The organism is Faecalibacterium sp. I3-3-89 (genome assembly GCF_023347275.1).
Classification (GTDB): Bacteria; Bacillota; Clostridia; order Oscillospirales; family Ruminococcaceae; genus Faecalibacterium; species Faecalibacterium butyricigenerans.
Map to the genome: position 1 here is coordinate 1,489,168 of NZ_CP094468.1, position 23,242 is coordinate 1,512,409.

Sequence of the window (23,242 nt, forward strand, 5' to 3'; positions counted from 1 at the left end):
CTTACCCCAGCCACGACGTCCACCAGTCGCCGAGGCCGCCGCCGGTGCTCCCGGAGGAGGCGCTGCTGCTCTCGCTGGCGGCAGTGCTGGACGAGGACGAGCTGCCGCTGCCGAACAGGCCGCTCCACCAGCCGCCGCCGGAGCTGCTGGTGCTCTCGCTGGGGGCTTCCGGTTCCGGTGCAGGCTCCGGCCCTGCGCTGACCACCACGCTGACGCGGGTGTTGAGCTTGGCCGATGCGCCCTCGCCGGGCGACTGGCTGATGATGGTGCCCACGGGCTGGTCGCTGTACTGCTCGGTCTGGCCGCCGAGGCCCAGCTTCTTCTGCACCAGCAGGGTGCGGGCGTCGTTCACGCTCATGCCGATGAGGCTGGGCACCTTGGTGGTGGTGGCCACCTGCGGGCGGCTGACGTAGATGACGACGGTGGTGCCTGCGGCCACCTGACTGCCTGCGGCGGGATCGGTGCGGATGATGGAGCCTGCGGCCACCGATTCATCCACGGCCTGCGTCACCAGCACCGAGACGCCCAGATCCTTGAGCTGCTGTTCGCCGTCGGCCTGCACATAGTTGGTCAGGTCGGGGACGGTGACGTAATGGACGCCGAGGCTGACGGTGAGGGTCACGCTCTGGCCCTCGCGGACGGTGCGGCCCGCCACCGGCGACTGCTTGTAGACATGACCGGCGGCGTAGTCGTTGCTGTACTCCTGCTCCCAGTTGACGACCACCTGCCCGGAGGCCACCTGCGGGGAGGCGTTCACCTCGTCCTGCGTCATGCCGCTGAAATCGCTCAGCACGATGTCGGCTTTCTTGTTCATGATGTTGCTCGAGTCGCTCAGGATGACCCAGCACAGGGCCGCGCAGGCCAGCGCAAAGGCCGCCGTGATGCCCAGCAGCACCGGCATAAAGGCGCCGGGCTTCTTCTTTTTCGCCTTGGTGCGCGTTTTCTGCGCCTCGGGCGGTCTGCGGATGGTCCGCTTTTCTGCCATAGGTTCATTCACCGCCTTTTCGGGGACTTCCTCTTTTACATACTGATAGTCGAACGTGATGGACGGGTCGCGCACATAGGCGTCCAGCGCTTCCAGCATCTCGGCGGCGCTGGCGTACCGGTTCACCGGCAGCTTTGCCATGGCGCGCTCTGTGATCTGGACGAGGCCCAGCGGCACCTCGGGGGCCAGCTCGGCCAGCGGCTTCGGGTCGTCCGTGATCTGCTTGCGGGCCACCTCCACCATGTCGTCTGCGTCGAAGGGGAGCTTGCCCGAGAGCATCTCGTACATCATGACGCCCACCGAGTACAGGTCGCTCTTGGGGTCGGTCTCGTCTCCCCTCGCCTGTTCGGGGCTGATATAGTGGACGCTGCCCATCGCCTTCCGGCCGTTCTGGATCTGGTTCTCCGCCCGGGAGATGCGGGCGATGCCGAAGTCCATCATCCGCAGCTGGCCGTTGTCCAGCAGCATGATGTTCTGGGGCTTGATGTCCCGGTGGACGACGCCGTTGCGGTGGGCGTGGTCGAGGGCGCGGAGGATCTGGCCGATGAAGTGGACGGTCTCGCGGCTGGTGATCTTACCGCCCCGCTCGTTGAGGTACTCCCGGAGGGTCATGCCCTCCACACACTCCATGACGATATACTGTAAGTTCTCGCTGACGGAAACGTCATACACCTTCACGATGTTGGGGTGGTTGAGCAGGGAGATGGCCTTGGATTCGTTCTTGAAGCGGCGGACAAGGTCGGCGTCGTGCATCAGCTCCTGCCGCAGCACCTTGACGGCCACGACCGTCCCCTCCGGCACAGGCCCGCCGGGGGCCGTCACCACAGCCTTATAGACGTTGGCCATCCCACCGGTGCCGATCAGCTCCCGGATGGTGTAAAGCCCATCCAGCGTCTTCCCGATGAGATTATCCATGCTTCACCTCCAGCGGCTCCACACCCAGCAGCAGCGCGGTGATGTTGTCGGGGCCTCCGCCCGCGTTGGCGGCGTCCACCAGCCGGTCGGGGATGTCGTAGAACCCGCCTTTGGTCAGCAGCTCCTCCATCTTGTCCTTGGGCAGGACGTTGGTGAGGCCGTCGGTGCAGAGCAGCAGCAGGTCGCCCTGCTGGACGGGGCAGCTGGTGAACTCCGGCTCAAGGCGGTAGTCCACGCCCAGCGCCCGGGTGATGATGTTCTTCTGGGGGTGATGCTCGGCCTCCTCGGGGGTGATGGTGCCGCAGTCCACCAGCTCCTGCACATAGGAGTGGTCGTGGGTCAGCTGGGTGAGCTTCCCCTCCCGGCAGAGGTAGGCGCGGGAGTCGCCCGCGTGGCAGAGGTAGGCCGTCCCGCCCCGCACGAGGGCGCAGACCGCCGTGGTGCCCATCCCCGCAAGCTCCTCCACCCGGGAGGCTTTCTGGAAGACGAAGCGGTTGGCGCTGATGAGCGCCCGCTTCAGGAAGCTCTCCTCGTCGCCGGGCAGACACTGGGCGTACTGTTCAAGGAAGCAGTGCTCGATGACATCGCAGGCGCTCAGCGAGGCCTCACGGCCTCCTCTTGCGCCGCCCATGCCGTCGCACACAAGCCCCCATGCCGCGCCGCCGGGCAGCTCCCCCGCCCGGTAGTCGTCCTGATTCTCCTGCCGGACGCTGCCGACGTCTGTTTTTCCTGCAAGTTTCATAGGCTTCTCCTTTTTAGGCTTTGCCGTTCATCTCGTCGCGGCGGAGCTGGCCGCACGCGGCGCTGATCTCGCTGCCCAGACGGCGGCGGACGGTGGCGTTGACGCCGAGGCTCTCCAGCTTCTGCTGGAAGCGCCGGACGTTGGCCGCGTCGGTGGCCGAGTAGGGGCTGCCGTCCACCGGGTTGATGGGGATGAGGTTGACGTGGGCGCCCATGCCCCGGATGAGGTCGGCCAGCTGCTTGGCGCAGGCGTCCGAGTCGTTGACCCCCCGTACCATCGAGTATTCGAAGCTCACCCGCCGGCCCGTGGTGTCCTGATAGCGGCGCACCGCCTGCATCAGCACCTCCACCGGGTAGGCATCGTTGACGGGCATCATGCCGCTGCGGATGTCGTTGTTGGGGGCGTGGAGGGAGACGGAGAGGGTCAGCTGCAATTTCTTCTCCGCCAGCTGGTCGATCTTCGGCACGAGGCCGCAGGTGGAGAGGCTGATGTTCCGCATCCCGATGTTGACGCCCTCGGGGGAAGAGATGTTCTCAAGAAAGCGCATCACTTCGTCAAAATTGTCCAGCGGCTCGCCAATGCCCATCAGCACGATGTGAGAGATGCGCTCTCCGATGTCCTTCTGGGCGGTATAGATCTCGGAACAGATCTCGCCCGCCTCGAGGTTGCGGACGCGGCCCGCCTGCGTGGACGCGCAGAAGCGGCAGCCCATCCGGCAGCCCACCTGCGTGGACACGCAGACCGTGTTGCCGTAGTGGTAGCGCATCACGACCGTCTCGATGCAGTTGCCGTCGGCCATCCGCAGCAGGTATTTCACCGTGCCGTCCTTGGCCTCCTGCCGCCGCTCGATGATGGGCGCGGCGATGTAAAAGGCCTCTTCCAGCTTTGCCAGCAGGGTCTTGGGCTGGTCGGTCATGGCCGAAAAGTCGGTCACGAGCTTCTGGTGCACCCAGTGAAAGATCTGCTTGGCCCGGAAGCCGGGCTGGCCCATCGCTTTCAGCTCCGCCGTCAGCTGTTCCAGCGTCAGGGAGGATATACAGCGTTTTGTATCCATTGGAATCTCCTTTTATCAGGGAACTTTCTGCATCGCGCAGAGGAAAAAGCCGTCCATGCCGGTGCGGGTGGGCACCGAGAGCGCGCCCCAGTCCCCCACCGTCATCCCGGAGGGGAAGGCCACCTCCGGCGTCACCACCCGGAACTCCGGGTGACGGCCCACAAAGGCCCTCACCTGCTCCTCGTTCTCGGAGGGGTCGATGGTGCAGGTCGAGTAGACCAGCCGCCCGCCGGGCTTGAGATGGGCGGCGGCTGTATCCAGAATGGCCGACTGGGTGGCCAATAATTCATCGTGACGCGCTTTTTCGAGGGTCTTGTACCGGATGTCCGGCTTCTTGGCAAGGATGCCGAGGCCGCTGCACGGGGCGTCCACAAGGATGCGGTCGGCCATGGGCAGGTCTGCGTCCGGCTTGGTGCCGTCCGAGACCCGCGGCTCCACATGGGCAAAGCCCATCCGCTCCACGGCCTTCCGGATGAGCTGGACGCGGTTCTCGCTGACGTCGCAGCTCACCAGCCGCCCCTCGTCCTCCATCTCCTCGATGAGGAGCAGGCTCTTGCCGCCGGGGGCGGCGCAGAGGTCGAGGACGGTGTCGCCGGGCTTTGCCTCCACGCAGAGGGCGGCAAGCTGGCTGGCCTGCCCCTCGACGTGGAAGTATCCCTCCCGGAACAGCCCGCTCTCTGCCGGGCTGCCCTCGAAGCGGGCCAGAACGCTGCCCGGCACGAGGCCCGGCGCGGCGGTCTTCGCCCCCGATGCCAGCAGTTTTTCGCAGAGGGCCTCCGGCGTCCCTTTCAGGGGGTTGGCCCGCAGGCTGGTCAGGCCGCCGTCTGCGGTGTGGGTCAGGATGTCCAGCGCCTCGTCGGGGTAGCTGGCGTGGAGGAAGGCGGCCACATCCCGGCCCGCCGACCCCAGCACCATCAGCCGCTCCACCGCGTCGGCAAAGACGGCGGTGTCGAGGTCGTAGGCGATGGCACGGCGCAGCACGGCGTTCACGAGGCCGGAGGCGCTGGCCTTCTTGAAGGTGCGGGTCAGCTTGACCGCCTCATTGACCGCCGCCGAAGCGGGCACCTGCATATACCGCGCCTGTGCCAGCGCGGCGCGGAGAATCTCCCGCACCTGCGGGTCGAGCTTGGCCAGACCCTTGGGCAGGAACTGCCCGAGGATATAGTCCAGCGTCCCCCGGTGCTCGAGGACGGTGTAGAAGATCGCGCTGGCGAAGGCCTTATCCCGGCCCTCCAGCTTCTGGCGGCGCAGCTCTGCGTCGAGGATGAGGTTGGAAAAGCCGTCCTGCTCCTGCCGCACCAGCGCCGCCACCGCCGCCGCGCGGGGGTTCGGGCCGCTCACAGGGTATCCCCCGCCTTGAGGCGGAGACCAGCCGCGAAGGAAGTGCCGTCCATGGGCTTCTTGCCCTCCGGCACGACATGGAGCAGCTGGATGGCACCCTCACCGCAGGCCACGGTCAGGGGCTTGGTCGCCAGCACCGTGCCGGGGGCCTCCCCGTGGCTGTCTGCCACGCGGCACTCCGTCACCTTGAGCTTTTTGCCGCCGGAGGTGACGAACCATGCGCCGGGCCACGGATTCATCCCCCGCACCCAGTTGTGGATGTGGACGGCGCTCTCGGTCAGGTGGAACTCGGCCATCTCCTTGCTCAGCATGGGGGCCGCAGAGGCGTTCTCGTGGGCCTGCGGCACAGCCTTCAGCGTACCCGCCGCAATGGCGGGCACCGTCTCACAGAGGACGCGGGCACCCACAGCCGTCACCCGGTCGAACAGCTCTCCGCTGGTCTCCTCGGGGTCGATGGCGATCTTCTCGCAGGCCAGCACATCGCCGGTGTCGAGGCCCTCGTCCATCTGCATGATGGAGACGCCCGTCTCGGCGTCGCCATTCAGCACGGCCCACTGCACCGGGGCGCTGCCGCGGTACTTGGGCAGCAGAGAGACGTGGAGGTTGATGCAGCCATATTTCGGGGCTTCCAGCACCGACTTGGGCAGGATGCAGCCATAGGCCACCACCACGATGAGCTCCGGAGCCAGTGCGCGGATGTTCTCGTCCTCGCCGCCGTCCCGCAGGGTGCGGGGCTGAAAGACGGGGGTGCCGTGGGCCAGCGCCACCTCCTTCACCGGGGGCTCGGTGAGCACCTGCTTGCGGCCCACGGGCTTGTCGCGCCGGGTGTAGACCGCGCAGATGTCGTGGCCCGCCTCATACAGGGCCTTCAGGCAGTCCGCCGCGATGTCGGGCGTGCCCATGAACAGAATGCGCATCAGTCGTTCTCCTTCTTCTTGGCGGCAGCGGCGCGGCCCTCCTCGGTGTCCTCATAGAAGAACTCGCTGGACTCCATGATGGTGATGCCGTCCAGATGGTCGTTCTCGTGCTGGATGCAGCGGGCCAGCAGGTCCTCGGCCTCCAGCTCGAACCACTCCCCGTGACGGTCCTGTGCACGCACCTTGACAGCCACCGGGCGGGTGACCGCGCCGTTGTGGCCCGGGAAGGACAGGCAGCCCTCGTAGGCAGTCTCCTCGTCCTCGGACACGGCCAGGATCTCAGGGTTCACGAAGTCGATGAACTTGTACTCGTAGTTCTCGGGGATCTCCTCGGGGGCGTCGGTGGTGTCCCACACCACGAAGACGCGGCGCAGCATCCCCACCTGCGGGCCTGCGAGGCCCACGCCGTCGGCGGCGATCATCGTCTCGCGCATATCGTCCAGCAGGGTGGCCAGACGGTCGTCGAAGTTGGTCACAGGGCGGCAGACCTTATTCAGGATGGGGTCGCCCTCTTTCACAATGTTGCGGATAGCCATGAAGTATACCTCCAAATCATTCTTATCTCAAATATCACCGTCCGAGTGCATATCCACGGCCACAGTAGCCTTAGCGGGCAGTTTTTCCTGCTCGTAGAGGCCGAGGGTCTGGCGGACAAGGTCGCGGAAGCGCCTGTCCGCCCGGCACTTGATGGTGAGCTTGTAGCGGTAGTTCTCGTTGATCTTTTCGATGTTGCCGGGGGTGGGGCCGAGCACCCGCAGGGGCAGGTCGGGCTGCTGCGCGGCCTGACGGCCCAGCAGCGCCGCAAAGCGGGCTGCGGCCCGGGCCACCTCGATCTCCTTCGGCCCGGAGAAGCCCACGACGCAGAGGCCGCAGAAGGGCGGGTAAAGTCCTAACCTGCGGTAGGCGATCTCCTGCTCGAAAAAGGCGTCATAGTCCTGCGCAGCGGCGAGGTTCAGGACGGGGTTGTCAGGGTCGGTGGTCTGGATGATGGCAAAGCCCGGGTCCTTGGCCCGGCCGGAGCGGCCCACCACCTGCGTGATGAGGCTGAACACCGTCTCGTAGGCCCGGAAACCCTGCGCGAAGAGGAGCGAGTCGATGCCCAGCACCCCCACAAGGGTCACATCCTCAAAGTCGAGGCCCTTGGCCACCATCTGGGTACCCACCATGATGTCGTACTCGTGCCGGGCGAACTTCGCCAGCAGCTTTTCGTGGGCGTCCTTAGCGGCGGTGGAGTCCTGATCCATCCGCAGCACCCGGGCCTCGGGGAACAGCTCCGCCAATTCCTCCTCGGCCTTCTGGGTGCCGAAGCCCCGGTAGAGCAGCTTTCCGCCGCAGGCGGGGCAGGTCTTGGGGGGCGGGTCCAGCTGGGTGCCGCAGTAGTGGCAGAGCAGCTTGTGGCCCGCCTTGTGGTAGACCATGGGGACGCTGCACTTGGGGCACTTGAGCACCTCGCGGCAGTCGTCGCACTGAGCCATGGTCTGATAGCCCCGCCGGTTGAGCAGCAGGATGGTCTGCTTGCCCGCGTCGAGGTTGCGCCGGATGGCGTCCTCCATCGCAAGGCTGATCTCCCGGGGGTTGCCCGCCGCCAGCTCAGCCCGCATATCCACGATCTTCACGCTGGGCAGCGGGTTGCCGCCGTAGCGCTGGGTGAGCCGGACGAGCTGGGTGCGGCCCTGCCGGGCCGCGTAGAAGCTCTCGGTGCTGGGGGTGGCGCTGGCGAGGAGGAGGAGCGCCCCATTCTCCGCCGCACGCTGCCGGGCCACCTCGTGGGCGGCATAGCGGGGCGACGACTCGGAGCGGTAGGTGTGCTCCTGCTCCTCGTCGATGATGATGAGACCGATGTTTTCCAGCGGCGCGAAGATGGCGCTGCGGGTCCCCACCACGATGTCTGCACCGCCGTCCTGTATCATCTGCCATTGCAGCAGCCGCTCGGTGTGGTTCAGCGCCGAGTGCTGGACAGCCACCCGCCGCCCGAACTGGCCCTTCAGCCGGAGGATCATCTGGGGCGTCAGGCTGATCTCCGGCACCAGCACGAGGGCGCGCCGCCCCAGCGCCAGACACCGCTCGATGAGCTTCAGAAAGACCAGCGTCTTGCCGCTGCCGGTGACACCGTAGAGCAGCGCCGAGTGGGGCGCGGCATCCTCAAGGCCGGGCAGCAGGGCGTCGAAGGCTGCCTGCTGCTCTGCCGTCAGGCGGATGGGTTCGTTTTTCAGCGGGATAGACGAATACAGGTCGATGGATTTGTTCACCTTGCTGCATTCGACGACGCCCTTGGCGCAGAGGTTGTCGAGCACTGCCCGGCTGATGCCGTGGGCCTCCATCTCGTTCTGGGTGCGCTCTCCCCCGCCCAGCAGAGCCACCGCCGCCAGCTGCTTGGCCGTGGGCTTGGGTTTTTGCTGCAAGGTCCCCACCAGCTTATAGCAGTTCTCGGTGTGGCGGGTCAGCTGCTTCTGGAGCACCGGCGTCACGCCGTCCGCCGCAAGGGCGGGCTTGTACTGTGCGCCGTAGGGGATGACGGCCTTGACGGCCTCGTAGTAGGTGCAGAAGGTGCGCTCTTTCAAAAAATGCACCAGCCGCAGCAGCTCCGGCGTCAGACAGGCCGAGGCAGGGGCCACGTCGAAGAGGTATTTGAGCTTTGCGTGCTCCGGCTCCTCGTCGCAGGCCAGCACGACCCCCATCCGGGCCTTGCTGCCCCGCCCGAAGGGGACGAGGACCATGCTGCCGAGGCGGACGGCCTCCTGCTGGTCGGGCATGACGGCGTAAGTGTAGAGTTTGTCGAAGTGAAAGGTCGCGTTGCTCACGGCAACGCCTACCGTTTTTGGCATTCGCGGCTCCTTGAATTGTTATTTGTCGAGGCCTGCCCGCTCCCGGATGATGCCGTAGAGCTTCTCGGCGCAGGCATCCACCTCGTCGTTCACGAGGGTGAGGGTGAACTTATCCTGCTCTGCCAGCTCTTTTTTCGCCGTGTCGAGGCGCTCGAGGATGCTTGCCTCCGTCTCGGTGCCGCGGCCCCGCAGACGGCGCTCCAGCTCCTCCACAGACGGCGGCAGCAGGAAGATGGTGGTCGCGCCCGGGAACATCCGGCGGATGTTGGCCGCGCCGTGGACGTCGATGACCAGCACCACCAGCTTGCCCGCCTCGAGGCGCTTATCCACCTCTTCGCGGAGGGTGCCGTAGTAGTTGCCGTTGTAGAAGTTGTGCTCCACCACCTGATCGGTGTCGATGAGCTGCCGGAACTGCTCTACGCTGCGGTAGTAGTAGTCCACGCCCTCCTGCTCCCCGGGGCGGGGTGCACGGGTGGTGGCGGAAACGGTCTTTTCGATCTCGGGGTGGGCCGTGCGCAGGGCTTTGACCACACTGTCCTTGCCCGTGCCGGCGGCACCGGAGACGACAAACAGGTACTTTTCGTTTTCCATTTTTTACTGCTCCTCTTCTGTCGTTTTCCCTTCCGGCTGGCCCGCTGCGCGGCCTGCCACCGTCTCGGGCGTCAGGGCCGAAAGGACTACATGGTCGGAGTCCATGACGAGCACGGCCCGGGTGCTGCGGCCATAGGATGCATCAATGAGCATCCCCCGCTCCCGCGCCTCCTTCACCAGACGCTTGACCGGCGCGGAGTCGGGGCTGACCACAGCCACCACCCGCCCGGCACTGACCAGATTGCCAAAGCCGATGTTGATGAGCTTCATCTGAACTCCTCCGTATTCTGGTTACTCCAGATTCTGGATCTGTTCGCGGATCTTTTCGATCTCCGCCTTCATATCCACCACGATGCGGGTGATGTCGAGATCCTGACACTTGGAGCCGATGGTGTTGGTCTCACGGTTCAGCTCCTGCGTCAGGAAGTCCAGCTTCCGGCCCACCGGCTCGTCCAGCTCCAGAATGGAGCGGTACTGGGCGATGTGGCTGCGCAGCCGGACGGTCTCCTCGTCCACGGCGGTCTTGTCGCCAAAGATGGCGGCCTCGGTCAGGACGCGGGCGTCGTCGATGTTCCGGTCCTCCAGAATGGTCTTGAGCTTCTCGTAAAGGCGGTTGGTGTAGGCCTCCACCCGGCCTGCGCTCAGGGTCTCCACCTTCCCCACGCACTCCTCGAGGAAGCTAAGGCGGCTCTCCACATCGGCCTTCATCTTTGCGCCCTCGGCGGCACGCATGGCGATGAAATTGTCTAGTGCCTGCGCCGTCACGGCGGAGACATCCGCCCAGAGCTGCTCCTCGTCCACGTCGGCGTGGCGGGTGGCCAGCACGTCAGGGAAGCGGGCCAAGCCCGAGGTCGTGATGTCGTTTTTGATGCGCAGCTCTTCCGAAATACTGCGCAGGGCCTGCTGATAGCTGCGGGCCAGCTCCATGTTCACGGTGACGACGGCGTCGGCAGCCTCCACGTTCTGGACGGTCATGCTCAGCTCGACCTTGCCGCGGGAGACCCGCTCGTTGAGCTGCTTTTTCAGGCGGCTGTCCATGTAGTTGCAGCTGCGGGGAATGCGGGAAGAATACTCGAAATACCGGGAGTTGACGCTGCGCAGCTCGACCGCGATCTCGCGGCCATTGCACACAGCAGTCCCCCGGCCAAAACCGGTCATGCTCAGGATCATATGCGGTACGTTCCCTCTCTTTTTATGGGTGGATATGCGGACAGATCACGGTATATGTATCCGCGTTTGGGTACACAAGCCCATGTTACGATACATATGTTATTATTCTACTCTGATAGCCGCTTTTTTGCAAGCCGGGAAGATAAAAAAGTGGACGCAAAAAGCCCCCCGCAGCACTGCGAGGGGCTTGGGTGCTTATGCTGTTTTATCAGACGGGATGAGACTTATTTGCAAAATCTGCATGGTCTGCATCCACGCCCTGTGCCTTGGCATTGCGCTTCTCAAAGAACTTGGGAGCGACCTGCGGGAACATGGCGTAGGTCAGTACGTCCTCTTCCTGCGTAGCCCACTTTGCAGCCTCAGCCTTCAGCTTGTCCATCTCAGGTGCGAGGGTGTCAGCAAAGCGGCAGGTGATGGGCTTCTCGTCGCCGAGGATCTTCTTGGTGAACTCGGGGCTGATGGGAGCCGGAGTCTTGCCGTAGTCGCCGTGGACGAGGCCCTTGAACTCCTTGGTGACCATCTTGTAGCGCTCGCCGAGGATGACGTTGAAGACAGCCTGCGTGCCGACGATCTGGCTGGTGGGAGTGACCAGCGGAGGATAGCCTGCATCCTCGCGGACGCGGGGGATCTCAGCCAGCACTTCGTCCAGCTTGTCTTCCTTGCCGGCATCCTTCAGCTGCTTGAGCATGTTGGAGAACATACCGCCCGGCACCTGATACAGCAGGGTGTTTGCGTCCACGCCCAGAGACTTGGGGCTGATCTGGCCGTTGGCGATGTACTTCTCGCGCAGCTTTGCGAAATATGCACGGACGACATTCAGCTGCTTGAGGTCGAGGCCGGTGTCATAATCGGTGCCCTGCAGGGCGGCGACGAGGCTCTCGGTGGCCATGTGGCTGGTGCCGCCGCTCAGGGGGCTCATGGCGGTATCCACGATGTCCGCGCCTGCCTCGATGCCCTTCAGCAGGGACATGGAAGCCAGACCGGCGGTGTAGTGGCTGTGGATGTCCACAGGGATGGACAGGGTGTTTTTCAGCTCCTTGACCAGCTCATAGCTGGTGTAGGGGGTCAGCAGACCGGCCATATCCTTGATGCAGATGGAGTTTGCGCCCATCTCCTCGAGGGTCTTGGCGTACTTGACGTAGTACTCGTTGTTGTGGACGGGGCTGAGGGTGTAGCTGATGCAGCCCTGAACGTGTGCGCCCTCGTTGTTGGCGGCCTTGATGGCAGTCTGCAGGTTGCGGGCATCGTTCAGTGCATCGAAGATGCGGATGACGTCGATGCCGTTTGCGACGGACTTCTTGACGAAGTACTCGACGGCGTCGTCCGCGTAGGGGCGGTAGCCCAGCATATTCTGGCCGCGGAACAGCATCTGCAGCTTCTGGTGGGGCAGCTCCTTGCGCAGGATGCGCAGACGCTCCCACGGATCCTCATCGAGGAAGCGGATGCAGCTGTCGAAGGTCGCACCGCCCCAGCACTCGACGGAGAAGTAAGGGATCTTGTCCATTTCGGGCAGGATGGGACGCATCTCGTCCATCGTCATACGGGTGGCCAGCAGAGACTGGTGGGCATCGCGCAGGACGACTTCCGTGATCTTGATGGGCTTTTTAGCCATTGTTGTCACCTCTCTCTTAGTTCATGGAAACCAGAGTGTCACCGGAGTTGACGGTGTCGCCCTTATGCACGTTGATGGAAGCAACGGTGCCATCCTGAGGAGCAACGATCTCGTTCTCCATCTTCATGGCCTCGAGGATGACCAGCACATCGCCAGCCTTGACGGAAGCGCCGGCAGCGACCTTGACGTCCAGAATGTTGCCGGGCATCGGAGCCTTGACCTCAACAGCGCCTGCGGCAGCAGGAGCAGCGGGTGCGGCGGGAGCAGCAGCGGCGGCAGGAGCCGGAGCGGCCTTGGGTGCGGGTGCAGCAGCAGGAGCCACGGGAGCAGCGCCGGCAGCGGTCTCCTCGACAGAGACGCTGTAAGCAACGCCATTGACGGAAATGTTGTAGTACTTCATGGAAGAATCCTCCTGAAAAATCCAAATCGATTCGTTAGATGTACGTTTTCTTACAGAGCCATGTTGCCGTGCTTCTTGGGCAGACGGGCAGCACGCTTGGTGCTCAGCAGCTCGAAAGCAGCCACGACGCTTGCGCGGGCGTTGGCGGCCTCGCAGGTCATGTCAGCAGCGCCTGCGGCCACAGCAGCGTCTGCGCTGCAGACCTCAGCCACATAGGCAGCAGCCTTGGCCTTGGTGGCGGCGACGATGTTGTCGGAGGCGTCGATCTCGTCCTTGTACAGCACGGAGACGGCTGCGGAAGGCTCGAGGGCGCTGACGGTGCAGCCCTTGACGGCGATCTTCAGGTCGGCTGCGGCCAGTGCGGTGTACACAGGGCCGACGGCCTTACCGGCGATCAGCGCGACCTTGGCGGTGGTAGCATCGGCATAGGTCGCAGCCAGACGGGCAGCCTCACGGATGCCGCCGGCGATGTCATCGGTGGTGCTGGGCACGAAGCCCTCCGTGTTCACGATGGTCAGCACCGGGACGCTGAATGCGTCGCACAGGCGGACAAAACGGGAAGCCTTGGCCACGCAGTTGTGGCACAGCTGCTTGCCGGTGGACACGACGCCCACAGCGTTGCCGCCGATGGTGGCAAAGGCGGTGTAGACGCTCTTGCCGAAGCCGGCGTACATCTCCACAGCGCTGTCCTTATCGATGAGGGCAGCAGCGGCCTTTGCAGGCTCGGCATTTGCAGCCAGAACAGCGGTAGGCTGCTCGAACTCGAAGATGGCGGGGCCGGTCAGGTTGTTGGCAGGCAGCAGACCCACGATGTGGGCGGCCTTCTCCGCAGCCTCAGCAGCGTCAGCGGCCACGATGGCGGCCACGCCTGCCTTTGCGGCAGCAGCAGCAGAGCCGGCATCAGCCACCTTGTCACCCTTGGCAGCGGCGGTGAAGGGAGCGGTGAAGAACAGCTCTGCGCCCTCTGCCATGATGCAGACGTCTGCGTTGGCAGCGCTCAGGGCGCTGGTGCCGCCGCAAACGCCCAGAACGACGGCCACCTGAGGCACGACGCCGGACACCTTGGCGATGGTGGCGTTGAGCTTGGCGGAAGCGTTCAGAACGTCCAGACCCTCAGCCAGCTTTGCGCCGACGGAGTCGTAGAAGGTGACGACCGGGCAGCCCGTCTGGGCAGCCAGCTCAAGGACCTTGATGTTCTTTTCAACGTCCTTGACCGAAACAGCCTCGCCGTTCTGGAAGACGGCGTAAGCCTGCTGACCTGCAGCATAGCCGCTGGCAGCGCTCACCGCGCCGTCCGCAAACAGAGCGGTGTATTCCCCGTCATCAAAAAACTTGGCGAGGATTTCTCCTTTGGTACTCTTTGAAGCCATGGTAAGACCTCCTGCTTATCTGTGTGAGTTTCAAAATTAGGTATATTATACCCGATTTCCCCAAGATTCTCAAGCCTTGTTCCATTCCTTTTTTTCAGAGAATGTCACAAGTTTGGCAAAAAGAGAGGAAATATCGGACACATTGCCCAGAAGCCGCTTTACTTGCGCTTTTTGCCGACGGCGGCTTTGTTCCCGCCCACCGGGCCGCAGGGGCGGCGGGCCGCTGCCTTGGACTGCAGCGCTGCCGAGCGGGTCTGTGCACGGCCCTTGGCCGCAGCGGCACGCAGGCCGTTCACCTCTGCCTTGGTCAGCTCACGGTACTTGCCGGGCTGAAGCATCCCCAGCTTGACGACGCCCTCGGCGTTCCGCTTCAGGCGGATGACCTCGAGGCCCACTGCCTCGCACATCCGGCGGATCTCGCGGTTCTTGCCCTCTTTCAGGGTCATCTCCATGACGGTGCGCCCCGGCTCGTCGGTGACGACATTGATGGCGCAGGGCATGGTCTTGGTGCCGTCATCCAGCACGACGCCGGAGCTGAGCTTCAGGATCTGGCTCTCGTCGGCCCGGGGCTGGACGGTGACGCGGTACAGCTTGGAGATGCCGCCCGACGGATGGGTGACGGCCTGTGCGAATGCGCCGTCGTTGGTCATCAGCAGCAGGCCCTCGCTGTCCTTGTCGAGACGGCCCACGGGGTACAGGCGGGCCGGGATGTCCGTCACGAGGTCCATGACCGTCTTGCGGCCCAGCTCGTCGCTGGCGGTGGTGACATAGCCGCGGGGCTTGTACAGGGCCAGATAGTACATCTGCTGGTTCTTCTGGATATAAATGCGCTCGTCGTCCACGTGGAGGACGTCGCGGTTGGGGTCCATCTTGTCGCCCACCTTCACGGGGTGGCCGTTGACCTTTACGCGGCCCTCCGCAATGATCTGCTCGGCGGCGCGGCGGGAGCACAGGCCCTGCTCACTCATGATCTTCTGGATGCGTTCTTCTGCCATAATAAAATCTCCTTGTGCGCCTCCCGGCGCTCAAATAGGGCTGCTTGGGCAGCCTCAGTTCAGTCACTGCGGCCCGGGCGGGCCGCAGGTACGGCGTAGATGGGTTTATTCCTCCGCTTTCGGAGCGGCAGTCCCCTGCTTCTCCTCTTTTTTCAGCAGAGCGCTGACCTTGTCCACCAGCTCGGGCAGCATGGTCAGGGCGCGGTCGATGGTGTTGGAGCCGTCGGACAGCTGGATGGTGCGCACGCAGCCGTCCTTCACCACCAGAAAAGCCACCGGCTGGATGTTGACGCCCGCACCGCTGCCGCCGCCGAACAGGTCCTTGTTGGCGGCGTTCTTGCCGTCAAAGTCGGTGCCTGCGGACGCAAAGCCGAAGGAGATGCGGGACACCGGCAGGATGGTGGTGCCGTCGTCGGTCTTGATGGGCTTGCCGATGATGGTGTTGGAGTCTGCCATTTGGCGGATCTTGTCCATTGTGACGTTCATTAAACCTTGAATCGGATGCTCAGCCATAAAATCGGCCTCCTCTTATTATTTTCCGGGAAACCCGCAGGCTCCCTTTTCAAAGGATAACCATACGAGTTTATTGTAACACATTTTATAGGAAGACGTCCAGCACTTTTTCGCGCCAGAACTCGTACAGGACCCGCACCGCCGCTGCGACGATGAACAGCAGCCGGGCGCTGAGGCGGAACGAGACGCGGTCGGCCACCGTCGGCTCGGCAGAGCCGAAGTCCGGCAGGATGCGCAGCTCCTCGAAGTCGAGGTAGACGAAGCGGTCGATGACGCCGAGAGACGGGTAGAGCCACGCATTCAGCCTGCCGTAGGCGCGGGCGGCTTCGGCGGGGTCCTCGCCCCGGACGCCGAGGCAGACCCGGATCTTCGTGACCCGCAGGGAGCCGAAGACGGCTTTCGTCAGCCGCCCTGCCCCCCGCAGGATGGTCACGAGGATGTTGAGGGTGAGCTTCGCTTTCTTGCGGGGCGGCGTCTCTTTTTTGGGCTTCTTCGCCTCTTTCGCGGCCCGTTCGGCGGCTTTTTTCCGCCGCCGCTCCGCGCGGCTGGCCCGGAGCTTCGCCTTCAGCTTCCCGAAAAAGCCCTTCGGCTCCTCCGGTCCCGCAGGCGGCGGGGCGGGCCACCGGAACACCGGCAGGGTGATGCCCGGCACACCGGCCCGGATCGTCACGACGCCGTTCTCCCAGCAAAAGTCGGCGCAGAACGGGCAGAGCAGGGCGAGGGCCAGCAGCACCAATACGATAAGGAGCAGGATGCCCACGATCTTCAGCAGGGTCAGCAGCAGCCAGCCCAGCGCCCCCAGCACCGCCATCATCGGACCGCCTCCCCTTCCGCTCCCTCGTTCTGGCCCCGCACGGGCGGCAGGTCCGCCAGCGAGGAAAGGCCGAAGCACCGCAGGAAAACGTCCGTTGTCCGGAAGCTCACCGGGTGGCCGGGCAGATCGAGGCGGCCCGCCTCCTCAATGAGCCCCTTCTGCAAAAGGCTGCTGACGCTGGACGAGGAATCCACGCCGCGCACCTGCTCGATGAAGGCGCGGGAGACGGGCTGATTGTAGGCGATGACCGTCAGCGTCTCCATCGCCGCCGGGCCGAGGGGCACCGAGCGCCTCGCGTCCAGCAGGCGGCGGACGCAGTCGGCCCACTCGGTCTTGGTCGCCAGCTGCCAGCGGGTGTCCAGATGGAGCAGGCAGAGGCCCGAATCCTCCCGGGCATAGCGGGCGCGCAGGTCCTCCAGCGCAGTCTCCACTGCGGTCTGGGGCAGCTGGACGGCGGCGGCGAGCTTATCGGCGCTTACCGGGTCGCCCGCCGCAAAAAGCATCGCCTCGACGGCGGCTTTGGTCTGTTTCTGGTTCATTCTTCCTCCTTTGCCTTTTCACGGGGCAGGCGTCCCCGCTGCATGGCCAGCTCCCCCTTCGGGCCGAGGGTGACGCGCCCGCCGCGCACCAGCTCCAGCAGCGCCAGAAAGGTGGCCACGTTGGTGCTGCGGCTCTGGCTGCGGGCGAAGAGCTGGCTCATCCGGGCCGCGCCGCCCGCGATGAGGCGGCGCAGGATGTACACCACCCGGCTGCTCACCGACACCTGCGGGGCGGCCACCAGCGGCTCAAAGACCGCCTGTGTCGGGACGCGCCGGGCGGGCGTGCGGCCCATCAGCCCCTCCCAGCAGTCGGCCAGCACCTGCGGCAGATGGTTGAGAGCGTAAGTCTCGTCCCGTTCCAGCCGCAGCGGCGGGCGGACGAAGGTGGGCGACGCCTCGGCGGCGGCGCGGAGCGCGGCCGACATCCGGCGGCACTGGTCGTACTCGATGAGCTGGCCGGTCAGCTCCTGCTTCATCCGCTCACCCTCGGTGCTGCGGGGCAGCAGCAGGTAGCTCTTCATCTCCACGAGATGGGCCGCCATCTCGATAAAGGAGCTGGAAACGTCAGGGTCCACGGCCTGTGCGGCCTCCACGGTGCGGGTGTACTGGTCGATCAGCGCAAGGATGGGGATGTTGTGCAGGTCCATCTTGTGCTTCGTTACCAGCGCCAGAAGCAGCTCCAGCGGCCCCTCGAACTCCTCCAGATGAAAGGTAAGCTCCTCCGCCATCAGATCACCGCCCCCAGAGATGCGTAGTAGGCCGAATAGGCGATGCTGTCGATGTACTGGGTGCCTGCGTCCAGCAGGTCCCACACCACGCTGTTCATCACGCTCAACGGGCCGTCCAGAACGCCGCTCCAGACCGCCGCGAGCATCACCACAAGGATGACCTTTTCATACTTCATCATCCCGAAGTAGATGCGCTCGGGCAGCACCGCCAGCAGCACCCGGCTGCCGTCCAGCGGGGGCACGGGGATGAGGTTGAACACCGCGAGGCTCACGTCCATGTACACTAAGTATTGCAGGAAGAGCGCCAAAAAAATCGTCGCTTCGTTGACGGGTGCCCAATAATAGAGCAGCTTCCAGACCACCATCGACAGGTAGGCCAAAATCAGGTTCGCCACCGGGCCGGCCAGCGCGGTGAGGGCCATGCCCTGCTTGGGGTTTTTAAAGTTGCGGGGGTCGGTGGAGACAGGCTTTGCCCAGCCCACGCCCGCAAACACCATGCACAGCGTGCCCAGCAGGTCGAAATGGCGGAAAGGGTTCAGCGACAGCCGCCCCTGCTGCTTGGCCGTGGGGTCGCCCAGCAGCCATGCAGCCAGCGCGTGGCCTGCCTCGTGGAAGGGGATGACGGTCAGAGCGGCCAGCACCCGTGCGAGGGTATAAAACATTCTTGGGGTCATGGTGTTCTCCTATTTTCTATAAGATATACGAGTTTATTGTACTATTTTTTTCGTGTTTAGACAAGCGTTTGGCCCTCAGACGAAAAAAAGCCGCAAAAAAATTGAAAAGGGGGTTGCTTTTTGGCGGCTGTTCTGGTAAAATAGTCAAGCTGATTATTTTGATTCCATAACTTCACTGTAGGAGGTGCAAGTACCATGGCTAAGTGTGAATGCTGCGGCAAGGGTGTTACCTTCGGTATCAAGGTCTCTCACTCTCATCGCCGTTCCAACCGTACCTGGAAGCCGAATGTCCGTCGTGTCAAGGCGGTCGTGGAGGGTTCTCCCAAGTATATCTACGCATGCTCCCGCTGCCTGCGCGCTGGCAAAGTCACCCGCGCTGTCTAAGCTGATGCGTATTGCCGGTCACTTTGTCGAGTGGCCGGCTTTTTATTTTATCACCGGACTTTGGGAGGAAACTGAGATGGCACTGCCGAGCGACCCGATCATGCTGCTGAGCGTGGTCAACCTCAAGCTGCGCGACTTCTACCCCAGCCTCGACGCCCTCTGCGACGACATGGACGCAGACAGGGACGCCCTGTGCAAGACGCTTTCCGCCGTGGGCTACGCCTACGACGCAGCACGCAATCAATTCATCTGACAGGAAGGAGCTTTTCAGGATGGAAGGCACTTATTACAAAGAGTGGAGCGCGGTGCTCGACCGCGCGATGGAGTTCAAGGTCTACGGCCACGGCGGCGTGCCGGTGCTGGCACTGCCCGCCCGGGGCGGCCGTTTCTACGACTGGGAGAACAACGGGATGCCCGAGGCCGCAGCACGGCTGCTGCACGAGGGAAAGATGCAGCTCTTCTGCGCCGACAGCATCGACGCCGAGAGCCTGCTGGCGGGCCACGAGACGCCCCGCCGCCGGGCCGAGATGCAGGAAAAGTATTTCGTCTACCTGACTGCCGAGCTTGCCCCCCGCATCGCCGCGCTGAACGCCCCGGAGGCCAAAAAGCCTCCCCTCATCTGGTGCGCTGGCGTGGACACCGGCGCCTATCAGGCCGTCCAGTGCCGCCTGCGCCGCCCCGGGGTCTTTGCGGGCGCGGTGGGTCTGTCGGGCCTGTACGACATGAGCCGCTTCCTCGGCGGCTGTGAGGACGACCTTGTCCTCCGCAGCAGCCCCCTCGCCGCCCTGCGGAAGAACGGCATCTGCAACAAAAACCTGCTGGCCAAGGCCGAGGAGAACACCCTCCTGCTCTGCGTGGGTCAGGGCGGCTACGAGGGCGACGCCCTCGCCGACACGCAGGCGCTGGCCGACACCCTGAAGGAGACCGGCCTGCCCTGCCACCTCGAAGTCTGGGGCGGCGACGTCTCCCACGACTGGTACTGGTGGGGCAAGGAGTTCGGGATGTTTGCCGAGCGTCTGTTCGGCTGAGCGTAAGGAGGATGCGGGATGTCTGAATTTATCGTCGGCGCACGAGGCCATGATTTTGGCCGTCACGGCGTGGAAGAGCTGCTCTGCTCCATCGGAGACGCAGGCTTTCGCTGCACCCAGCTGGCCTACACCAAGGCCGTGGAGGGGGTCAAGAGCTATGCAGACGTGACCCCTGCGCTGGTGGACGCCACCAACGCCGCCGTCCAGAAGAGCGGCGTGTCCATCGCCGTAGACGGCACCTACGTCGAGCTGGGCTATGCAGACGAGGACAAGCGCCGCGCCGAGGTGGCGAAGGCCCTGAGTCAGGTGCCGGTGGCAAAGGCTCTCCGGGCCGGCTGCATGGGCAGCGAGACCACCAACATGGCAAAGCAGCCCACCGTGAGCCGCAAAGAGGCGCAGGAGGCCCTGCTTCGCAGCCTCGGCGAGATCATCCCCATCTGCGAAGAGCAGGGCGTGCTCTTCGCGGTGGAGTGCGTCTATTACCATTCCATGAACACCCCCGAGGCCGTCCGGATGGTGCTGGACACCATCGCCAGCCCCAACCTCCGGGTCATCTGCGACCTTGCGAATTACGTCGGCCCCGAGAACGCCTCGGTGGACGCCCAGCGCCGCATCTGGGACAAGGTCGGCAGCTGGTACGGCGATAAGATCGTGGCCGTCCACTTCAAGGGCCAGAACTTCCAGCCCGACGGCACCCTCTACTCCACCAGCCTCGAGGATTCCTGCGTGGACTACAAAGGCGGCTTCGAGATGCTGCGCGCCCTGCCCCAGCCCGTCCTCCCCGTCCTGCGGGAGGAGGCTGTCCCGGCCCGCGCCGCCAGCGATATTGCGTTCATGAAGAGCTTTTTCTGAAGCCCCGCCCACGAAAGGCTCTCCCTTTGGGAGAGCTGGCGCGCAAGCGCCTGAGAGGGCAAGGACGCTGCCAAACAGCTCTTACACTGCGATATATCGCTCCGACAAAGGACCTGCTTATCGCTGTGCAGCGGCTCTTTCGTGCCGGGCTTGCCCTCTCCGTCATCGCAAGCGATGACACCTCTCCCAAAGGGAGAGGCTTTGGCATTCCGCAGCGCTTCGTTTGCGTCTTGCTGGCGGCGGTCGTCGCCGTTGCTCCCAAAGGGAGAGGCTTTTCATAAAACCGAAAACATCTGCAACACTTCTTCGATTCCCGAAGACCGTATTGCAGATGTTTTTTGTTTAATCCGTATCGTATTCAATGCCATCCTGCACGGCGTCACCGCCGACGGCGGGGCCTTCGGTGTCAGGCGGCGTTTCGGTACTGCCGGGGGCGCTGGCGGCATCGCCCGCGATATAGAGCACCACCGTGGTGCCCACCTCCACCATCGTCCCGGCGTCCTCGCTGGCCGAGACGACACAGCCTGCGGCCTCCGAGCCGTCGTTGACCACCGTGAAGCAGGTGGCGTTCAGCCCCTTGGCGGCAAGCTCCTGCACGGCGCTGTCCTGCGTCTGGCCGATGATGTCGGGCATCTCCATCATCTGGGGGCCTCGGCTGACCACGAGGCTGATGGTGTCCCCCTTCTGGATGACCTCGCCCGCCTCCGGCGTCTGCCGGATGATGCGGCCCTTCTCCACCGTGTTGCTGTATTCCAGCGTAACATAGAAGAGGTAGTCGTTGATATAGCTGCGGTTGTTCCGCACCTCCGCGTCATAGTCGCGGCCCACGAGATCTGGCGTCAGGGCGACGGTTTCGTTTACCGGCTCGCTGGCGGCCTCGCTGACGGAGTCCGGCTCCGAGGGCGCGGGGCGGGCGTCGTTCTGGCGGCTCAGAAGCCCCCAGAGGATCAGCACAATGAGGACGCTCAGCAGGATGAGGATGCCGGCCAGCAGGTTGCGGACGCTGAGCAGCTCGGCCTTTGCGGGCGCTCTCGTCTCCTGCGGGGCGGGAGACGTCCGGGGGGCCAGACTCCCGGCCAGCTCCTCGGCATACTCCCGCTCCGAGAGGGCGCGGAAGAGCTGCTGGACGGTCTGGATGCGCTCCACCGGCTTGAGGCGGAGGCCCAGATACAGCGTCTCCGAGACGTAGGGCGGCACAGCCGAGGAGACGGTGCGGGCCCTGGGGTTGGAGTCGGAGACGAGGCGCTGGGCCGCCGGGACGGGGCTTACCCCGCAGACCATCCGGTAGAACACCGCCGCAAGGCTGTATTCGTCGGTGTAGCGGCCCTCGAACTCCGCTGTGGAATACTGCTCCGGGGCCGAGTAGCCCTCGTACAGCTGCTCGTGGAGGCCGCTGCCCGCCGTCCGCAGGCCCACCGTCGCATAGCCCGTCAGCCGGGCGCGGCCATTGTCCAGAATGCGGATGTTGGCCGGGCAGATGCCCCGGTGCACAAGCCCCACCTGATGCATGGCCTCCACCCCCCGGAACACCGGCTCGAGCATCGCGCAGGCCTGCTGCGGCGTCACAGTGCCGTGCTCTTCGAGCCACTTCTGGAGCGGACAGCCGCCGGGGTTCTCCATGACGGCGTAGACCGTGTTGTTCTCTTCAAAGACGTCCAGCACCGCCTCGAGGCCGTTGGCCGGGGTGATGCGCTGGATGAAGCGGTAGAGGTCGGCAAAGTCCATCCGGGTGGTCTTGAACAGCACCTCGCTGCCGGGCTTCGGGCGGAGGATGCAGTCCTTCCCCCGCTCTGCGGCCAGCGTCAGGGGCATATACTCCTTGATGGTCACGCGGAAAAGCCCGGTATTCTCGACGCCCCGGTAGAGGATGCCCTCGCCGTCCACGCTCTTGATGTCCCCCACCGTATACCGGCCCGCCAGCACCGTGCCCGCGGGGAGACTGCCCGCCGGGTTGCGCCCTGCAAGCTCCCGGCCGCAGTGGGGACACTGTGCCCTCCCCTCTTCCAGCTCCTGCATACAGTATGGACAAATGCGCTTTCGCTCCATGTCGGCCCCTCCCCATCCTCTTGTTTCCTTTTTATTATAGCATAGCCTGCGCAAAAATGGTATCGCCCTTTCTTAACTGCCCCAAAAAGCCCCCTCTTCTTTCCGCAAACGCAAAAAGACCCCCGGCCCGTGCAGAAAGCACGAAGCCGTGGGCCTTTTCATTCGGTTGGGTCTTTCCCATCCCTCAGAGCCGTTTCGGGCCGGAGATAAACGCCCCCTCCTGCCCGGAATGCTGCTCAGGAGTCCATTTTAGATAGACAGGATGACGACGGTGGTGGGGTAAGGCACGCTGAAGATGACGCGGCCATTCACAACGCGAGCGGTAGTGACCACCCAGTTGCCGTTGCTGTCCAGATACATGATGACTGCAACATTGCCGATCCCATTGACGCTGACCGAGACTTCGCCTTCCACCAGCACATCACCGATGGCACGGACGGACAGGTCATTTGCAGACTTGACGCCTGCTGCTGCTGCGGCGTCAGCCGTAGCCTTGCCGCCTGCAAGGGCAGTCAGCTTATCGGCAACGCTGCCCTCGGTAGAAGCGAGGGTATTATAAGCAGCATTGGCCGTTGCGCTGGCCTCAGCGTTAGACTGAGGAACAAAAATTTCGCTGGCAGGGCCGGTGGCGTCGCCGGTGATGCTGGGCACCTTCACGTCGTCGGCTGCGAAAGCAGAAACGCTCATGACAGCTGCCATCACCACAGCGGCGACTGCTACTACGAATTTCTTTTTCATAACGATTAC

At 64.1% G+C, this 23,242-nt stretch carries 25 protein-coding genes; 4 read left to right on the forward strand and 21 right to left on the reverse strand.

Annotation, left to right across the window (positions count from 1 at the left end; translation table 11 throughout):
* Nucleotide 1 precedes the first annotated feature (1 nt).
* The 19 genes from pknB to MTP38_RS07055 all read right to left on the reverse strand — a co-directional run bounded on the left by pknB (nt 2) and on the right by MTP38_RS07055 (nt 18,185).
* Nucleotides 2–1,900 carry a Stk1 family PASTA domain-containing Ser/Thr kinase gene (gene pknB / locus MTP38_RS06965; protein ID WP_249233077.1) on the reverse strand — a complete coding sequence of 633 codons (1,899 nt, stop codon included), beginning with the start codon at nt 1,898–1,900 and terminating at the stop codon, nt 2–4.
* Nucleotides 1,893–2,642, reverse strand: a complete 750-nt coding sequence (locus MTP38_RS06970; RefSeq protein WP_249233078.1) for a Stp1/IreP family PP2C-type Ser/Thr phosphatase — start codon at nt 2,640–2,642, stop codon at nt 1,893–1,895. The genes pknB and MTP38_RS06970 overlap by 8 nt, the downstream gene beginning before the upstream one ends.
* Before the next feature lie 13 nt (nt 2,643–2,655).
* On the reverse strand, nt 2,656–3,696 hold the full coding sequence (rlmN, locus tag MTP38_RS06975; protein ID WP_249233079.1) for a 23S rRNA (adenine(2503)-C(2))-methyltransferase RlmN: 1,041 nt from the start codon (nt 3,694–3,696) through the stop codon (nt 2,656–2,658).
* Nucleotides 3,697–3,711: 15 nt separating this feature from the next.
* Complete coding sequence (rsmB, locus tag MTP38_RS06980) at nt 3,712–5,037, reverse strand: 16S rRNA (cytosine(967)-C(5))-methyltransferase RsmB (RefSeq protein ID WP_249233080.1); 1,326 nt, start codon at nt 5,035–5,037, stop codon at nt 3,712–3,714.
* Nucleotides 5,034–5,954 carry a methionyl-tRNA formyltransferase gene (gene fmt, locus MTP38_RS06985; protein ID WP_249233081.1) on the reverse strand — a complete coding sequence of 307 codons (921 nt, stop codon included), beginning with the start codon at nt 5,952–5,954 and terminating at the stop codon, nt 5,034–5,036. Before fmt ends, rsmB begins: the two co-directional genes overlap by 4 nt.
* Nucleotides 5,954–6,490 (reverse strand): peptide deformylase, encoded by a 537-nt coding sequence (gene def / locus MTP38_RS06990; protein WP_158403297.1) that lies wholly within the window; start codon nt 6,488–6,490, stop codon nt 5,954–5,956. Before def ends, fmt begins: the two co-directional genes overlap by 1 nt.
* Before the next feature lie 27 nt (nt 6,491–6,517).
* A complete protein-coding gene (gene priA / locus MTP38_RS06995) occupies nt 6,518–8,779 on the reverse strand; it encodes a replication restart helicase PriA (protein WP_249233082.1) in 2,262 nt (753 codons plus the stop codon).
* An 18-nt stretch (nt 8,780–8,797) separates the two neighbouring features.
* Nucleotides 8,798–9,370 (reverse strand): guanylate kinase, encoded by a 573-nt coding sequence (gene gmk / locus MTP38_RS07000; protein ID WP_227621163.1) that lies wholly within the window; start codon nt 9,368–9,370, stop codon nt 8,798–8,800.
* 3 nt (nt 9,371–9,373) lie between these two features.
* Nucleotides 9,374–9,640 (reverse strand): DUF370 domain-containing protein, encoded by a 267-nt coding sequence (locus tag MTP38_RS07005; protein WP_227621162.1) that lies wholly within the window; start codon nt 9,638–9,640, stop codon nt 9,374–9,376.
* 21 nt (nt 9,641–9,661) lie between these two features.
* The gene (locus MTP38_RS07010) at nt 9,662–10,540 is read right to left on the reverse strand and encodes a YicC/YloC family endoribonuclease (RefSeq protein ID WP_249233083.1); all 879 of its coding nucleotides are present in this window, start codon (nt 10,538–10,540) and stop codon (nt 9,662–9,664) included.
* 208 nt (nt 10,541–10,748) lie between these two features.
* A complete protein-coding gene (locus MTP38_RS07015) occupies nt 10,749–12,152 on the reverse strand; it encodes an oxaloacetate decarboxylase subunit alpha (protein WP_227621160.1) in 1,404 nt (467 codons plus the stop codon).
* A gap of 16 nt (nt 12,153–12,168) precedes the next feature.
* Nucleotides 12,169–12,552 (reverse strand): biotin/lipoyl-containing protein, encoded by a 384-nt coding sequence (locus tag MTP38_RS07020; RefSeq protein ID WP_015563969.1) that lies wholly within the window; start codon nt 12,550–12,552, stop codon nt 12,169–12,171.
* Nucleotides 12,553–12,602: 50 nt separating this feature from the next.
* On the reverse strand, nt 12,603–13,922 hold the full coding sequence (locus tag MTP38_RS07025) for a carboxyl transferase domain-containing protein (RefSeq protein WP_227621159.1): 1,320 nt from the start codon (nt 13,920–13,922) through the stop codon (nt 12,603–12,605).
* Between the two features lie 158 nt (nt 13,923–14,080).
* A complete protein-coding gene (locus tag MTP38_RS07030) occupies nt 14,081–14,917 on the reverse strand; it encodes a pseudouridine synthase (protein WP_249233084.1) in 837 nt (278 codons plus the stop codon).
* A gap of 105 nt (nt 14,918–15,022) precedes the next feature.
* The gene (ytfJ, locus tag MTP38_RS07035) at nt 15,023–15,430 is read right to left on the reverse strand and encodes a GerW family sporulation protein (protein WP_227621157.1); all 408 of its coding nucleotides are present in this window, start codon (nt 15,428–15,430) and stop codon (nt 15,023–15,025) included.
* An 85-nt stretch (nt 15,431–15,515) separates the two neighbouring features.
* Nucleotides 15,516–16,244 (reverse strand): DUF2953 domain-containing protein, encoded by a 729-nt coding sequence (locus MTP38_RS07040; RefSeq protein WP_249233085.1) that lies wholly within the window; start codon nt 16,242–16,244, stop codon nt 15,516–15,518.
* Nucleotides 16,241–16,783 (reverse strand): SMC-Scp complex subunit ScpB, encoded by a 543-nt coding sequence (scpB, locus tag MTP38_RS07045; RefSeq protein WP_227621155.1) that lies wholly within the window; start codon nt 16,781–16,783, stop codon nt 16,241–16,243. The genes MTP38_RS07040 and scpB overlap by 4 nt, the downstream gene beginning before the upstream one ends.
* Nucleotides 16,780–17,511 carry a segregation and condensation protein A gene (locus tag MTP38_RS07050; protein ID WP_249233086.1) on the reverse strand — a complete coding sequence of 244 codons (732 nt, stop codon included), beginning with the start codon at nt 17,509–17,511 and terminating at the stop codon, nt 16,780–16,782. The genes scpB and MTP38_RS07050 overlap by 4 nt, the downstream gene beginning before the upstream one ends.
* Complete coding sequence (locus MTP38_RS07055; protein WP_249233087.1) at nt 17,511–18,185, reverse strand: site-2 protease family protein; 675 nt, start codon at nt 18,183–18,185, stop codon at nt 17,511–17,513. Before MTP38_RS07055 ends, MTP38_RS07050 begins: the two co-directional genes overlap by 1 nt.
* Before the next feature lie 195 nt (nt 18,186–18,380).
* On the opposite strand from MTP38_RS07055, the gene rpmB reads away from it, so the two are divergent.
* From rpmB to MTP38_RS07075, 4 genes are all read left to right on the forward strand, one after another.
* On the forward strand, nt 18,381–18,569 hold the full coding sequence (gene rpmB / locus MTP38_RS07060; RefSeq protein ID WP_005932647.1) for a 50S ribosomal protein L28: 189 nt from the start codon (nt 18,381–18,383) through the stop codon (nt 18,567–18,569).
* Nucleotides 18,570–18,645: 76 nt separating this feature from the next.
* Nucleotides 18,646–18,822 carry a DUF4250 domain-containing protein gene (locus tag MTP38_RS07065; RefSeq protein WP_227621152.1) on the forward strand — a complete coding sequence of 59 codons (177 nt, stop codon included), beginning with the start codon at nt 18,646–18,648 and terminating at the stop codon, nt 18,820–18,822.
* A gap of 19 nt (nt 18,823–18,841) precedes the next feature.
* Nucleotides 18,842–19,597: an esterase family protein gene (locus MTP38_RS07070; RefSeq protein ID WP_249233088.1), complete on the forward strand. Its 756-nt coding sequence runs from the start codon at nt 18,842–18,844 to the stop codon at nt 19,595–19,597.
* A gap of 18 nt (nt 19,598–19,615) precedes the next feature.
* Nucleotides 19,616–20,449 (forward strand): sugar phosphate isomerase/epimerase family protein, encoded by an 834-nt coding sequence (locus MTP38_RS07075; RefSeq protein WP_249233089.1) that lies wholly within the window; start codon nt 19,616–19,618, stop codon nt 20,447–20,449.
* A gap of 342 nt (nt 20,450–20,791) precedes the next feature.
* Here the strand turns inward: MTP38_RS07075 and MTP38_RS07080 are convergent, their stop codons facing one another.
* Nucleotides 20,792–22,495: a PASTA domain-containing protein gene (locus MTP38_RS07080; protein ID WP_249233090.1), complete on the reverse strand. Its 1,704-nt coding sequence runs from the start codon at nt 22,493–22,495 to the stop codon at nt 20,792–20,794.
* Between the two features lie 249 nt (nt 22,496–22,744).
* Nucleotides 22,745–23,233, reverse strand: a complete 489-nt coding sequence (locus MTP38_RS07085; protein WP_249233091.1) for a hypothetical protein — start codon at nt 23,231–23,233, stop codon at nt 22,745–22,747.
* Between the last annotated feature and the right edge of the window lie 9 nt (nt 23,234–23,242).

What these genes read in the sequence shown, in the direction of transcription:
- pknB (WP_249233077.1), bottom strand. Translation starts at nt 1,900, where the DNA reads ATGGATAATCTCATCGGGAAGACGCTGGATGGGCTTTACACCATCCGG.
- MTP38_RS06970 (WP_249233078.1), bottom strand. Translation starts at nt 2,642, where the DNA reads ATGAAACTTGCAGGAAAAACAGACGTCGGCAGCGTCCGGCAGGAGAAT.
- rlmN (WP_249233079.1), bottom strand. Translation starts at nt 3,696, where the DNA reads ATGGATACAAAACGCTGTATATCCTCCCTGACGCTGGAACAGCTGACG.
- fmt (WP_249233081.1), bottom strand. Translation starts at nt 5,954, where the DNA reads ATGCGCATTCTGTTCATGGGCACGCCCGACATCGCGGCGGACTGCCTG.
- def (WP_158403297.1), bottom strand. Translation starts at nt 6,490, where the DNA reads ATGGCTATCCGCAACATTGTGAAAGAGGGCGACCCCATCCTGAATAAG.
- priA (WP_249233082.1), bottom strand. Translation starts at nt 8,779, where the DNA reads ATGCCAAAAACGGTAGGCGTTGCCGTGAGCAACGCGACCTTTCACTTC.
- gmk (WP_227621163.1), bottom strand. Translation starts at nt 9,370, where the DNA reads ATGGAAAACGAAAAGTACCTGTTTGTCGTCTCCGGTGCCGCCGGCACG.
- MTP38_RS07005 (WP_227621162.1), bottom strand. Translation starts at nt 9,640, where the DNA reads ATGAAGCTCATCAACATCGGCTTTGGCAATCTGGTCAGTGCCGGGCGG.
- MTP38_RS07010 (WP_249233083.1), bottom strand. Translation starts at nt 10,540, where the DNA reads ATGATCCTGAGCATGACCGGTTTTGGCCGGGGGACTGCTGTGTGCAAT.
- MTP38_RS07015 (WP_227621160.1), bottom strand. Translation starts at nt 12,152, where the DNA reads ATGGCTAAAAAGCCCATCAAGATCACGGAAGTCGTCCTGCGCGATGCC.
- MTP38_RS07020 (WP_015563969.1), bottom strand. Translation starts at nt 12,552, where the DNA reads ATGAAGTACTACAACATTTCCGTCAATGGCGTTGCTTACAGCGTCTCT.
- MTP38_RS07025 (WP_227621159.1), bottom strand. Translation starts at nt 13,922, where the DNA reads ATGGCTTCAAAGAGTACCAAAGGAGAAATCCTCGCCAAGTTTTTTGAT.
- MTP38_RS07030 (WP_249233084.1), bottom strand. Translation starts at nt 14,917, where the DNA reads ATGGCAGAAGAACGCATCCAGAAGATCATGAGTGAGCAGGGCCTGTGC.
- ytfJ (WP_227621157.1), bottom strand. Translation starts at nt 15,430, where the DNA reads ATGGCTGAGCATCCGATTCAAGGTTTAATGAACGTCACAATGGACAAG.
- MTP38_RS07040 (WP_249233085.1), bottom strand. Translation starts at nt 16,244, where the DNA reads ATGATGGCGGTGCTGGGGGCGCTGGGCTGGCTGCTGCTGACCCTGCTG.
- scpB (WP_227621155.1), bottom strand. Translation starts at nt 16,783, where the DNA reads ATGAACCAGAAACAGACCAAAGCCGCCGTCGAGGCGATGCTTTTTGCG.
- MTP38_RS07050 (WP_249233086.1), bottom strand. Translation starts at nt 17,511, where the DNA reads ATGGCGGAGGAGCTTACCTTTCATCTGGAGGAGTTCGAGGGGCCGCTG.
- MTP38_RS07055 (WP_249233087.1), bottom strand. Translation starts at nt 18,185, where the DNA reads ATGACCCCAAGAATGTTTTATACCCTCGCACGGGTGCTGGCCGCTCTG.
- rpmB (WP_005932647.1), top strand. Translation starts at nt 18,381, where the DNA reads ATGGCTAAGTGTGAATGCTGCGGCAAGGGTGTTACCTTCGGTATCAAG.
- MTP38_RS07065 (WP_227621152.1), top strand. Translation starts at nt 18,646, where the DNA reads ATGGCACTGCCGAGCGACCCGATCATGCTGCTGAGCGTGGTCAACCTC.
- MTP38_RS07070 (WP_249233088.1), top strand. Translation starts at nt 18,842, where the DNA reads ATGGAAGGCACTTATTACAAAGAGTGGAGCGCGGTGCTCGACCGCGCG.
- MTP38_RS07075 (WP_249233089.1), top strand. Translation starts at nt 19,616, where the DNA reads ATGTCTGAATTTATCGTCGGCGCACGAGGCCATGATTTTGGCCGTCAC.
- MTP38_RS07080 (WP_249233090.1), bottom strand. Translation starts at nt 22,495, where the DNA reads ATGGAGCGAAAGCGCATTTGTCCATACTGTATGCAGGAGCTGGAAGAG.
- MTP38_RS07085 (WP_249233091.1), bottom strand. Translation starts at nt 23,233, where the DNA reads ATGAAAAAGAAATTCGTAGTAGCAGTCGCCGCTGTGGTGATGGCAGCT.